11 protein-coding genes are annotated in these 12,261 nt (G+C 41.6%); 8 read left to right on the top strand and 3 right to left on the bottom strand.

What is annotated here, in order from left to right; translation table 11 throughout:
• The first annotated feature begins 13 nt into the window (after nucleotides 1-13).
• Nucleotides 14-445: a nucleoside-diphosphate kinase gene (locus BMW53_RS07750; protein ID WP_038562467.1), complete on the top strand. Its 432-nt coding sequence runs from the start codon at nucleotides 14-16 to the stop codon at nucleotides 443-445.
• Between the two features lie 161 nt (nucleotides 446-606).
• On the opposite strand, the gene BMW53_RS07755 is transcribed toward BMW53_RS07750, so the two are convergent.
• The 3 genes from BMW53_RS07755 to recF form a co-directional block, all read right to left on the bottom strand.
• Nucleotides 607-1,509 carry a D-hexose-6-phosphate mutarotase gene (locus tag BMW53_RS07755; RefSeq protein WP_038562469.1) on the bottom strand — a complete coding sequence of 301 codons (903 nt, stop codon included), beginning with the start codon at nucleotides 1,507-1,509 and terminating at the stop codon, nucleotides 607-609.
• Nucleotides 1,510-1,586: 77 nt separating this feature from the next.
• Nucleotides 1,587-1,877 (bottom strand): DciA family protein, encoded by a 291-nt coding sequence (locus BMW53_RS07760; protein WP_038562472.1) that lies wholly within the window; start codon nucleotides 1,875-1,877, stop codon nucleotides 1,587-1,589.
• A complete protein-coding gene (gene recF / locus BMW53_RS07765; RefSeq protein ID WP_038562475.1) occupies nucleotides 1,874-2,980 on the bottom strand; it encodes a DNA replication/repair protein RecF in 1,107 nt (368 codons plus the stop codon). The genes BMW53_RS07760 and recF overlap by 4 nt, the downstream gene beginning before the upstream one ends.
• Nucleotides 2,981-3,161: 181 nt before the next feature.
• Here recF and BMW53_RS07770 point away from each other — a divergent pair, with 181 nt between their 5' ends.
• From BMW53_RS07770 to BMW53_RS07800, 7 genes are all read left to right on the top strand, one after another.
• Nucleotides 3,162-3,848: a tetratricopeptide repeat protein gene (locus tag BMW53_RS07770; RefSeq protein WP_038562478.1), complete on the top strand. Its 687-nt coding sequence runs from the start codon at nucleotides 3,162-3,164 to the stop codon at nucleotides 3,846-3,848.
• 183 nt (nucleotides 3,849-4,031) lie between these two features.
• A complete protein-coding gene (gene ribH / locus BMW53_RS07775) occupies nucleotides 4,032-4,517 on the top strand; it encodes a 6,7-dimethyl-8-ribityllumazine synthase (RefSeq protein ID WP_038562481.1) in 486 nt (161 codons plus the stop codon).
• A 49-nt stretch (nucleotides 4,518-4,566) separates the two neighbouring features.
• The gene (locus BMW53_RS07780) at nucleotides 4,567-5,136 is read left to right on the top strand and encodes a helix-turn-helix domain-containing protein (protein WP_038562484.1); all 570 of its coding nucleotides are present in this window, start codon (nucleotides 4,567-4,569) and stop codon (nucleotides 5,134-5,136) included.
• 225 nt (nucleotides 5,137-5,361) lie between these two features.
• Nucleotides 5,362-6,621 (top strand): permease, encoded by a 1,260-nt coding sequence (locus BMW53_RS07785; RefSeq protein ID WP_051568061.1) that lies wholly within the window; start codon nucleotides 5,362-5,364, stop codon nucleotides 6,619-6,621.
• Between the two features lie 94 nt (nucleotides 6,622-6,715).
• Entirely contained in the window at nucleotides 6,716-7,087 is a 372-nt protein-coding gene (locus BMW53_RS07790; protein ID WP_051568062.1) for an HYC_CC_PP family protein, read from the top strand.
• A gap of 79 nt (nucleotides 7,088-7,166) precedes the next feature.
• Complete coding sequence (locus BMW53_RS07795; RefSeq protein ID WP_038562487.1) at nucleotides 7,167-11,030, top strand: efflux RND transporter permease subunit; 3,864 nt, start codon at nucleotides 7,167-7,169, stop codon at nucleotides 11,028-11,030.
• Entirely contained in the window at nucleotides 11,027-12,259 is a 1,233-nt protein-coding gene (locus BMW53_RS07800) for a TolC family protein (protein ID WP_038562490.1), read from the top strand. Before BMW53_RS07795 ends, BMW53_RS07800 begins: the two co-directional genes overlap by 4 nt.
• Nucleotides 12,260-12,261 lie beyond the last annotated feature (2 nt).

Consider the following 12,261-nt stretch of genomic DNA (forward strand, 5'->3'; position numbering starts at 1 on the left):
TAAAACTTTTGAAATGGCTGGTAACAGAACCTTTACAATGATTAAGCCCGGTGCGGTGAGAAAGAACTACGAGGGCGCAATTTTAAAAATGATAAACGATGCCGGTTTTAAAATTCGCGCAATGAAACTCACGCGCATGTCAACAACTCAGGCCGGTGCTTTTTACGAAGTTCACAAAGGAAAACCCTTTTACGATAACCTGGTTAAGTTTATGAGCTCGGGGCCAATTGTTGCCGCTATTTTAGAAAAAGATAATGCCATTGAAGATTTCCGCAAGCTGATTGGAGCTACCAATCCGGAAAATGCCGCTGAAGGTACCGTTCGTAAATTGTTTGCCTGCAGTGTTACCGAAAATGCGGTTCATGGTGCCGACAGCGACGAAAACGCCACGCGCGAAGCCGACTTTTTCTTTTCTACTTTCGAGCGCTTTTACGATTACGAATAAATTTTGCGCCGCCTATCAAGGCGGTGATGACTGATAGTACGAATCACAATAATTTTTCAGGAATTTTGTAAATTAAAATCTACAAAATTCCTGAAAATCATTGCCAGTCACTCTCTATCTTGACACCGCTCTAAAGAACGGTGCAAAAAATGCTCGCAATTTTATTCAACACTAATTACCGCTGTTGTTTCGTGCGATTCCCCCGGAGCCAGATCGATCTGATCATTGATCTTGTTCACCGTTTCGAGGCAAACAAACGTTTCATATCCGTCGTTGGGCATATCACTCATTTGCTCGCAGGCTTCAGCACCCGGATTCCACACCGTTGAACACTTACTGCCATCTTTGGCAATTCGGATGTCGCGTTTAAAATACGGATCGTGAATGATACAATCGGCTTCCGTATCGAAATAATGCCTTGTTGTAGCTTCCGAAATTTCCAGCAATTCTTCTTCCTGAACGTAGCGATTGCCATCCAACTGGTTTTCGTAATGGGTATTGGCCAGTCCCGCAATTTTTATGTTTTCAATAGCCGAAAGGTTAAAATAAGTGTGCAATGCCGATGTGTAAGAAATTGCCGAGTCGGAAGGATTGGAAACTTTTAGGGTAAGCGACAACGAATCGCCAACAACAAAAATCAATTCAGCAATAAAATCATAGGGCCAGTATGCTTTTGTTTCATCCGACGATTTTAGCTGCATGGAAACGTATGTCTCCCCTTTTTCCAGGGTATCAACTTCGGTAACTTCCCACATCGATGTACGGGCAAAACCGTGCTGTGGCATAGCCGAATCGTTTGCATGCGGGCCAAACCAAGGAAAACAAACCGGAATACCACCACGAATTGCTTTGCCTTTTTCGAAAACACTGTACGGACTCATCCACAAAACATCGGTGGTTCGCATTGGCCTGAAACTGGTTATTTGTGCGCCATACAGGCAAATATCGGCTTCGGCATATTTATTGGTTATGGTTATAAAAGGCAGTTCGCCGTCGAGTTCCATAAAACCCACTTCGCCTTCAACACCAAATTTTTCGTTTAATTCGTCAATATTCATTTCCATTTAGTTTTAGATTTTGAAGATCCAGAATCCAGTATCGAGTATCAAGTATCCAGAATCAAGTATCCAGAATCAAGCTCTTACTTAAAAACAATTCGTGTAATCATCTCATCTCCGGCATTCTCGTTTATACGCCGGCAAATTTCTTCACGCATTAAAAACAATTCGTTTTTTACTACTGCCGAAGTTATTTCAACATACAAAATCCGGTTGCGGATATAAATATTGCGGGTGTAACGTGCGATGGTTTTCCCGAGCAGGTTTTCCCAGCCCTGAACAATATCCACTTCTTTTAATTTCCGCTCCATGCGGTTTTCTTCGATATACTGTTTTAAAACCTCGCTTAACGATTGTGTATTACTTCGTCTCATTGTGCCAATTCTACTTTTCCGTTTTCTACTTTAAAAATACGATAATCGGCATCCATTCTTTTAATTATGGTGTCGAGATGCTCGCGATTGGTATCGGTTAAAAATATCTGTCCAAACTGTTCGCCCGCCACAGCCGTAACAATTTGCTCCACCCGGTGCTGATCCAGTTTATCAAAAATATCATCCAGCAAAAGGATGGGATTTATACCCGAAATTTCTTTAATAAACTCGAATTGCGCCAGTTTCAGCGCTACCAGGTAAGTTTTTTTCTGTCCCTGCGAGCCCAGCTTTTTTATCAGGTAATCACCAATTTTCAGTTGCAAATCGTCTTTATGAATTCCAACAGTTGTGTACTGCACTACCCGATCTTTTTGCAACGAAGCTTTTAGCAGCGATTCCAAGCCCGAATCATACAAATCCGATTGATGCACCAATTCCACTACTTCGTTGCCTCCCGATATATAATTATAGTAGCGCTGAAAAACCGGAATCAGCTTTTCTACAAAACGTGTCCGCTCTTCGTGAATCCGTGTTCCGTATTCTACCAACTGATCGTCCCAAATGCCCAGCAGTTCTTCGTCGAAATAACGATCGCTGGCAAATTGTTTCAGCAGATTATTGCGCTGCATCAGTGCCCTGTTGTATTTCAAAAGATCGTCGAGATAAGTTTGGTTGTATTGCGAAATTACTCCGTCCATAAATTTGCGGCGTTCGTCGCTTCCACCTAAAATCAGGTTTACATCCGACGGCGTGATCATTACCAAAGGCAGCAGTCCAATATGTTCCTGCAGTTTTTTATAAACCTTTGTGTTGCGTTTAAACTGCTTTTTCTGCCCTTTTTGCAAACCACAATTAATGGTTTCTTTCGATTCCATTCGGCTGTAGTTCCCGTTCAGCATAAAAAAATTCTCTTCATGATTGATATTCAGCTGATCGGTGGCATTAAAAAAACTTTTGCAAAACGACAGGTAATAAATAGCGTCGAGCATGTTGGTTTTTCCGGCACCGTTCTTACCAATAAAACAATTCAGTTTAGGCGAAAACTCGGCCTTCACCTCCAGAATATTTTTAAAATTTACAATTGAAATCTCTTCAATATGCATTATCAGTTTCTTTGTTTTCGTTCGTACAAAACTAAATAAAAAGCCTGCACATTTCTGAAATGTTGACAAAAAGCACTTAATAACAATGTTATGTTGATTATTCTGGAAAATAATAGATGCATTGGTTTAGCTGTTTTGAAAAAAAAGCTATTTTTGCGGCACAATTTTGAAAAAGAGACAAATGGCAAAGAAGAATGTAGAACAAGCCGATAATTTACAGGAACTTGAAAGTGCGTTAACAAAAACGGAACAATTTGTTGAAGATAATTCGAAGATCATCAGTTTTGTAGTTGGTGGAATTATTATTGTTGTTGCCGCTTACCTTGGGTTTAACAAGTTTTATGTACAACCAAAGGAGGACGAAGCCATATCGCAAATGTTTATGGCCGAGAATTATTTCGAAAAAGATTCGTTTAACCTGGCTATCAACGGCGACGGTAACTACCTTGGGTTCCTTGATATTATTGATGATTACGGCATTACAAAATCAGCTAACCGTGCAAAATACTACACCGGTATTTCTTACCTGTACCTGGGTGAGTACGAAACTGCATTGGATTATTTAAATGATTTTAAAACCGATGATTTATTGCTGGCTCCGGTTGCCGAAGGTGCAAAAGGCGATGCTTACCTTGAATTGGGTGAGACCGATAATGCATTGAAACAATACAAAAAAGCTTACGCAGCAAGCGATAACGAATTAACCACTCCGGTTTATATGATGAAAGCAGCTAACCTGTTGGAATCGATGGACGAGCTGGAAGATGCACTGGCTTTATACGAAGCTATTAAAACTGAATATCCGCAATCGTCGGAAGGTACAAATGCCGACCGCTATATTGCCCGCATCAAAACAAAATTGAATTAAAAAAGAATTCAAACGATAATTAAACCCCTCTTCGGAGGGGTTTTTTGTTTGTATTAGTATATTAGAGGTGAGTACAGAGTAATCGGTACTGAGATTTGAGAATAAAGATCGAGTATCAAGTATCAATTACGATCATTTCTCACTACTAAATACTAATCTCTCATTACTAAAAAAGAAAAAATTATGGCAACAAAAGATTTATCAGCATACGATATTAACTCGGTACCATCGGCAGAAAACATGCGTTTTGGCGTGGTAGTAGCCGAATGGAACTGGGAAATTACATCGGCACTGGCAAACGGCGCTGTTGACACCTTAAAAAAACACGGTGCTACCGAGGAAAACATTTCAGTAAAATATGTTCCCGGAACTTTTGAACTTCCATTGGGCGGACAATATTTTGCAGAATTAGACAATGTTGATGCTGTTATTTTGCTGGGCTGTGTTATTCAGGGCGACACCCGCCACTTCGATTATATTTGCGAAGGCGTAACGCAAGGCACAAAAGATTTGAACCTGAAATACAACAAACCGTTTATTTTTGGTGTTTTAACTACCAACAACGAACAACAGGCGCTCGACCGTGCCGGAGGTAAATTGGGCAACAAAGGCGACGAAGCTGCTGTAACAGCCATTAAAATGGTTGCACTGCAACAGTCGTTCAAATAGTTGCTGCTAACTCCTTCCCCCTTCGCCTTGAGCGCATAAATACAACTTTATGAAACAAGTTCTGCACATAAAAAATATGGTTTGTAACCGCTGTATAAAAGTGGTGAAAGAAGAACTTGAAAAGCTCGACATCAATATTGAAACGATCGAACTGGGAAAGGTTGGGATCAAGGAAAGTTTGGATTCAGACCAAACCGAAGAAGTGCGCGCTGTTTTGCACAACAATGGTTTTGAATTGATCGATGACAAAAAAAGCCAGCTCATCGACCGGATAAAAACCATTATCATTGAAAAAACGCATTATTCAAATGATGAAAAGGAACCGGTTAACTTCTCGGAGGTGATTGCAGGAGAAGTTGGTCATGATTATTCGTATTTGAGTAAATTGTTTTCATCGGTTGAAGGAATAACCATCGAGAAATACATCATCAATCAAAAAATCGAAAAAGTGAAAGAATTGCTGGTGTACGGCGAACTCACCTTAAACGAAATATCTTACCAGTTGGGCTACAGCAGTGTGCAGCACCTGTCGAACCAGTTTAAAAAAGTTACCGGGTTAACACCTTCGCACTTTAAAAAACTAAAGGGAAACAAGCGAAAACCGCTTGACGAGGTTTAACAAAACTCAAAACTTCTTTTTCCTCTCTTTTTCTCGAAGCCAATTACAGCCTCACCCAAATTACGCAGATTTACGCAGAAAAAACTTTCACCCATCGGGTGAAAGAAAATCAGCGGCAATCAGCGATATCTGCGAGAAACCCCAAAATAGTATAAATCATTTCCAAAATCGTGTAAACAAAATCTCCTGTATCCTGCTTTACTTTGTATTATAATATTTATCAGAATGCAAGCAGTACAATACATAGTAAAGTTTTTAGGCGATTTCGCTACAATTTTAGGAGAAATGGCTCCCTATCTTTTATTGGGATTTTTCTTTGCAGGACTATTATATGCGTTTATTCCCCGCGAAAAAATAGACAAGTATTTTAATGGTTCGCCATTTCGCTCCTCTGTTTATTCATCCTTACTGGGAATTCCGCTGCCCTTATGTTCTTGCGGAGTAATTCCTACTGGGGCAGCTTTGTATAAAAACGGAGCTTCGAAAGGAGGAACAGTTTCGTTTCTGATTTCCACGCCGCAAACCGGAGTCGATTCCATTTTGGCAACGTTTTCGTTGATGGGATTACCTTTCGCCATTATTCGTCCGATTGCCGCTTTAATTACCGGAATCACAGGAGGTTTAATTACAAGCGTAATAACAAAGAACGAATCAGTGCCACAGCAAACTTCGGATACGGTTTCAAAACCTAAAACACCGGGGCAAAAAATAAAAGACGTTTTTCGTTATGGTTTTGTGGAATTCATCCAGGATATCTCAAAATGGCTGATCATCGGCTTGGTTTTAGCGGCCATTATTTCGGCTCTAATACCCAACGATTTCTTTGAACTTTTAAACCTGTCGCCCATATTGCAAATGCTGCTGATTTTAGTTGTATCTGTTCCTTTGTACATTTGTGCAACCGGCTCTATTCCACTGGCCGCCATCCTTATTTTAAAAGGAGTCAGCCCCGGAGCAGCTTTTGTGTTACTTATGGCGGGACCTGCTACCAACGCAGCTACAATTACCATGATCGGTAAAGTTTTAGGAAAAAAAAGCCTTTTCACTTATCTCGGAATAATTATTATTGGCGCCCTGGGATCCGGATTGATCATTGATTACCTGCTGCCCGTACAGTGGTTTACTGAAATTACTCAACAACATTTGGGTCACGACCACGGAACTCATCTGAATTGGTGGCAAATTACTTCCGGAATTGTACTTCTGGGATTAATCGTAAACGGCTACATTCAAAAATACAGGGCTTCCAAACAACAAGCAAAAACACAATTAACGTATAATATGATGCAAACAAAAACCATTAAAGTTGAAGGAATGACTTGCAACCATTGCAAAGCGAACGTAGAAAATAACCTGCAAAAACTGGCATTTGTAGATAGTGCAGTGGTAAACCTGGCCGAAAAAACGGTTACTCTGGAAGGCGACGACATCGACCTGGAGAAAGTAAAAGAAACTGTTGAATCCATTGGCTACAAAGCGGTTTAGCCCGAAAGTATGTTAAAGCTTTGTTAAACGGTTGGCAAATTCGTTTAAACCTTTAGTTTTGTTGAACGTTTATTTAGTGAAGTTTAAATAATAAATGATTAAAAAACTCAACCATATTATTTTAGCATCTCTGTTGTTGATTTCAACAATGGGATTGGCTGTGAGCAAACATTATTGCCACAGTTCGCTGGTTGATGTTTCTATTTTTGCTGAAGCCGATTCGTGCTGCGGCGATGGCGGATGCTGTACCAACGAAAATCATTTTTACCAGGTGAAAGAAGATTTTTCGGCACCCGTAATTTCTACAATTCCGCTACTCGCCGAAATTGATGTCTTACATCAGACGCTGCTTGATCCTTTTATATTATTTCCAAACGAATTAACCGAAGAATTTGAATTGACAAATGATCCTCCTCCGCCTACGGTGATGGAGTTCCTTGCTGAAGAGCAATTATACCTTTTATGATTTTATTATGATAAACTATCTGATCATGACTATTCATGATCGCGATTTTCTATTGTAATAATCTCATAGCAAAAAAGGTATGCTAAATAAAATCATAAAATTTTTCCTTGAAAATAAGCTGGTTACAATACTGGTATTGATTCTCCTTGTAAGTTGGGGAATTATAACTTCACCGTTTGGCTGGGACACGGGAGTTCTGCCAAAGGATCCGGTGCCGGTTGACGCTATTCCCGATATTGGAGAGAACCAGCAAATTGTATTTACCGAATGGATGGGACGTTCTCCACAGGATATTGAGGACCAGATTTCTTATCCATTAACCACCTATTTATTGGGTATTCCCGGAGTTAAATCCATTCGTAGTTCATCCATTTTCGGATTCTCCAGTATTTACATCATTTTTGATGAAGATGTAGAATTTTACTGGTCGCGCTCGCGGATACTCGAAAAGCTGAATTCGTTGCCGTCGGGACTGTTACCCGATGGAGTTCAACCTGCTCTTGGTCCTGATGCTACAGCACTCGGACAGGTTTACTGGTACACTATTGAAGGGCGCGATAAAGACGGGAATCCGACCGGTGGTTGGGATTTACACGAAATACGTACAGTGCAGGATTTTTTCGTCAAGTATTCACTGAACGCTGCTGAAGGTGTTTCTGAAGTGGCTTCTATTGGTGGCTTTGTACAGGAATACCAGATAGATGTGAATCCCGATGCACTAAAAGCCTACAACATCCCGCTGCATAAAGTAATGCAGGCCGTTCAGAAATCGAACCGCGATGTTGGTGCGAAAACTATCGAAATCAACCAGGCAGAGTATTTGGTTCGCGGATTGGGTTACATAAAAAGTGTTGACGACATTGAAAAAGCCGTGGTTGCGGTTGAAGACAATGTGCCGATCCGTGTAAAAGATATTGCAGTTGTTAGTCTTGGACCTTCAACTCGTCGTGGTGCGCTCGATAAAGACGGCGCCGAAGTGGTTGGAGGTGTTGTGGTTGCCCGTTACGGAGCAAATCCACTGCAAGTAATCAATAATGTAAAAGCAAAAATTGCCGATATAGCACCGGGCTTACCTTCAAAGGTTTTGCCCAACGGAGTAGAAAGTCAGCTTACCATAGTTCCTTTTTACGATCGCTCAGGACTGATCTACGAAACTCTCGGTACGCTCGAAGAAGCACTCTCTCTGGAAGTGCTGATCGTTATCCTTGTGGTTATCATCATGGTTTATAACCTGCGCGCCTCGCTGTTAATATCAAGCCTACTGCCAATCTCAGTTTTAATGGTGTTTATTGCCATGCGTTACTTTGGCGTGGATGCGAATATTGTGGCACTTTCGGGTATTGCAATTGCTATTGGAACCATGGTCGATCTGGGGGTAATTCTTTCGGAGAATATTATAAAACATACGAAGGAAGCCCCGCCCGGACAAAAACTGATTACTACAATCTATAACGGTTCGGCAGAAGTTAGTTCGGCTATTTTAACTGCAGTTTCAACAACCATTGTGAGTTTTATACCGGTATTTACCATGCAGGCTGCAGAAGGGAAGCTATTTATACCGCTTGCCTTTACCAAAACCTTTGCACTGATTGCAGCACTGATTGTTTCGCTGTTTATATTACCCGCGCTTGCTCACTGGTTTTTCGGCGTACGAATTAACAGTAAAGCCATCCGAAAATGGGTAAATATCGCCTTAATTCCGCTTGGAATAATTCTACTGGTCTTCGGACAAATCTGGGGAGGAATGATGATCCTTGCATTTGGCTTGGCAGGTACAGCCAAAGAATTCAAAAGGCAAAAAGCAAAAGGCGAAAGGCAAAATATTAAAAGCAACAGCATTGCTGGCCGCTTCCGATATGCCGGAAACTGGTTGCTGGAATACATTGAAGTCGTTATTGTACTGATTGGCGTTACCTGGTTATTGGCAAAATATTGGCTTCCGCTGGGGCCAACAAAAAGCCTGATAATGAATGTGGTTTTTGTAGGCATTCTGCTTATCATTATCCTGGGCGCATTTGCGTTACTTGAATATTTCTACAAAAAAATATTAACCTGGTGTCTTGATCACAAAGTAGCATTTCTTTCTATTCCAACCTTTTTGATTATAGTGGGAATAACAGCCTGGATGGGCTTCAACAATATTTTCGGATTTGTAGCCCGCGGATTCGACAAGGTTGGATGGAACATTCGTACAACCGAAGTTTGGTCAGGACTGGCGCACTCTTTCCCCGGAATTGGCAAAGAATTTATGCCGTCGCTGGATGAAGGAAGTTTCCTGCTGATGCCCACTTCAATGCCACATTCGGGTGTTGCATATAACCGTGAGGTGTTGGGCCAACTCGATATGCTGATTTCCAATATTCCTGAAGTTGAATTGACTGTAGGAAAACTCGGACGTGTGGAATCGGCACTCGATCCGGCACCAATTTCGATGTACGAAAATGTGATTAACTATAAACCGGAATATATTCTGAACGAAAAAGGGCATCGCATGCGGTTTCAGGTGGATAAAGATGATCTTTTTGTTTTGACAAGCGGAGAAAAACTTAGCAATGAAGATGCTTTGCAACAAGGAATTACACGGGAAGATCTCATTCCTGATAACAACGGAGATTATTTCCGTAACTGGAGGGAGAAAATCAAATCGCCTGACGATATTTGGGATGAAATTGTAAATGTTTCCAAAATTCCGGGCGTTACTTCGGCACCAAAACTGCAACCCATTGAAACACGATTGGTGATGTTACAAACGGGTATGCGTGCCCCAATGGGAATTAAAGTGTACGGACCCGATTTAACAACCATCGAAGAATTTGGGCTGAAACTGGAAGACGTGTTGAAAACAGTTCCTTCGGTAAAAGCTCAGGCTGTTTTTGCCGACCGTATCGTAGGTAAACCTTATTTATTATTCGATATCGACCGGGATAAAATTTCACGTTACGGATTGAATGTGGAAGATGTGCAACAGACTATTGAAACAGCTGTTGGCGGAATGAAAATCACTTCTACGGTGGAAGGTCGCGAACGGTTCCCGGTAAGGGTGCGTTACCCACGCGAATTGCGTGACGATCCGGAATCGCTGGGAAAAATCCTGATGCAAACACCAACCGGTGCACAAATTCCACTGAGCCAGTTGGTACATATCAAATACCAGCGTGGTCCGCAGGCCATAAAAAGCGAAGAAACCTTTTTGGTGGGTTATGTTCTGTTCGACAAAAACGACGGATTCTCGGAAGTTACCGTAGTTGAAGACGCACGATTGGCTATTCAGGAACGCATTGATGCGGGAGATTTGCAAGTTCCCGCAGGTGTAAGCTACAAATTTTCGGGAAGTTACGAAAACCAGGTGCGAGCCGAAAAACGGCTTTCAATTGTAGTTCCGTTGGTGTTGGCGATTGTATTTCTGATTCTCTATTTCCAGTTTAAATCGGTAAGCACATCGCTGATGGTATTCACCGGAATTGCCATGGCTTTTAGTGGTGGATTTATGATGCTCTGGCTATACGGCCAAAACTGGTTTGTCGATTTTTCAGTTTTTGGAACCAATATTCGGGAACTTTTCCAAATGGGAACCATTAACCTTAGTGTGGCAGTTTGGGTAGGATTTATTGCGCTGTTTGGTATTGCAACCGACGATGGAGTGCTAATGGCAACCTATCTGGATCAGAGTTTTGCCAAAAACAAAACTGACAATATGAAAGGAATTCGTGCTGCAGTGGTGGAAGCCGGACAACGGAGAATTAAGCCGGCAGTAATGACATCGGCAACAACGATTATCGCTTTACTGCCTATTCTTACTTCAACCGGCCGCGGTGCCGACATTATGATTCCTATGGCCATTCCGGCATTTGGAGGGATGATTTTTGCCGCCGTTACCTATTTCATTGTTCCGGTATTGTATAGCTACCGCGAGGAACGTAAACTTAAAAAGAGTCAGTCATGAAAAAGATAATAACAAGTATAATCATATTCATTTCGGTAATAGGCGCAACACAGGCGCAAACACTTGAGAGTTACTTTGAAATGGCTGCCGAAAATAATCCGGGTTTGCAAGCCAAATACAAGGATTTTGAGGCTGCGCTGCAGAAAGTACCGCAGGTAAGCTCATTGCCCGATCCAACGTTTTCTTTCGGTTATTTTATTTCGCCGGTAGAAACTCGTGTGGGGCCTCAACGGGCAAAATTCTCATTGAGCCAGATGTTCCCGTGGTTTGGAACGTTGGAGGCCCAGGCTGATGCCGCTTCGTTGATGGCCGATGCTAAATACCAGGCATTTCTCGATGCGCGCAACCGGCTTTACTACAGCGTTTCGGAAGCGTATTATCCGCTGATCGAGTTGAACCGCTTAAAAGCCATTGAACAGGAAAATATCGAAATCCTACAGTCGTATAAGACCATTGCCAACTCAAAATTTAAAAACGGAGTTTCGCCAATGACCGATGTTTTACGGGTAGATATTATGCTGAAAGAGGCACAGACCAATCTCGGAATTCTGAATAAAAAGGAAAAACCGCTACTGGTAACATTTAACAACCTGCTCAACAGAGACGAGAACGAAGCAGTAGTTGTTCAGGATTCGCTGACGATTGAATCGTTACCTGAAAATTTCAGGAGAGATTCGTTACTGACGAACAACCCGATGCTCGATGCAATCGACCTACAACAGCAGGCCAGCGAAAAGAGTGAACTGGCTGCGCAAAAACAAGGTCTGCCGAAAGTAGGTGTTGGGCTGGATTATGCAGCTGTTGGAAAACGCACCGACATGGAAGTGGAAGACAACGGCAAAAACATTTTCATGCCTATGGTTTCTGTTAGCATTCCAATTTTCAGAAAAAAGTACAAAGCAGCTGAAAAAGAAGCGCAACTGATGCAGGAAAAATACTCCTATCAAAAGGAAGAAACCATCAACTCGCTAACCTCAGGATATGAGTCTGTTTGGTTTCAAATTCAGCAACAAAAAGATTTAATCGATTTGTATGAGGCGCAAATCCTTGAATCCAATCAAACACTGAACCTGTTGTTTAGCGCTTACGGAAATTCGGGGAAAGACTTTGAGGAAGTTTTACGCATGCAGCAACAACTGCTGAAATACGAAAAAATGAAAGCCACGGCAGAAACGCAATACCAAACCGCTTTGGCAAAACTAAATTACATAACCGCAAAAACATATTAACA

It is taken from the genome of Draconibacterium orientale (assembly GCF_900111425.1).
Classification (GTDB): Bacteria; Bacteroidota; Bacteroidia; order Bacteroidales; family Prolixibacteraceae; genus Draconibacterium; species Draconibacterium orientale.

Coding starts and splice junctions, on each gene's coding strand:
- BMW53_RS07750 (WP_038562467.1), top strand. CDS start 14: ATGGCTGGTAACAGAACCTTTACAATGATTAAGCCCGGTGCGGTGAGA.
- BMW53_RS07755 (WP_038562469.1), bottom strand. CDS start 1,509: ATGGAAATGAATATTGACGAATTAAACGAAAAATTTGGTGTTGAAGGC.
- BMW53_RS07760 (WP_038562472.1), bottom strand. CDS start 1,877: ATGAGACGAAGTAATACACAATCGTTAAGCGAGGTTTTAAAACAGTAT.
- recF (WP_038562475.1), bottom strand. CDS start 2,980: ATGCATATTGAAGAGATTTCAATTGTAAATTTTAAAAATATTCTGGAG.
- BMW53_RS07770 (WP_038562478.1), top strand. CDS start 3,162: ATGGCAAAGAAGAATGTAGAACAAGCCGATAATTTACAGGAACTTGAA.
- ribH (WP_038562481.1), top strand. CDS start 4,032: ATGGCAACAAAAGATTTATCAGCATACGATATTAACTCGGTACCATCG.
- BMW53_RS07780 (WP_038562484.1), top strand. CDS start 4,567: ATGAAACAAGTTCTGCACATAAAAAATATGGTTTGTAACCGCTGTATA.
- BMW53_RS07785 (WP_051568061.1), top strand. CDS start 5,362: ATGCAAGCAGTACAATACATAGTAAAGTTTTTAGGCGATTTCGCTACA.
- BMW53_RS07790 (WP_051568062.1), top strand. CDS start 6,716: ATGATTAAAAAACTCAACCATATTATTTTAGCATCTCTGTTGTTGATT.
- BMW53_RS07795 (WP_038562487.1), top strand. CDS start 7,167: ATGCTAAATAAAATCATAAAATTTTTCCTTGAAAATAAGCTGGTTACA.
- BMW53_RS07800 (WP_038562490.1), top strand. CDS start 11,027: ATGAAAAAGATAATAACAAGTATAATCATATTCATTTCGGTAATAGGC.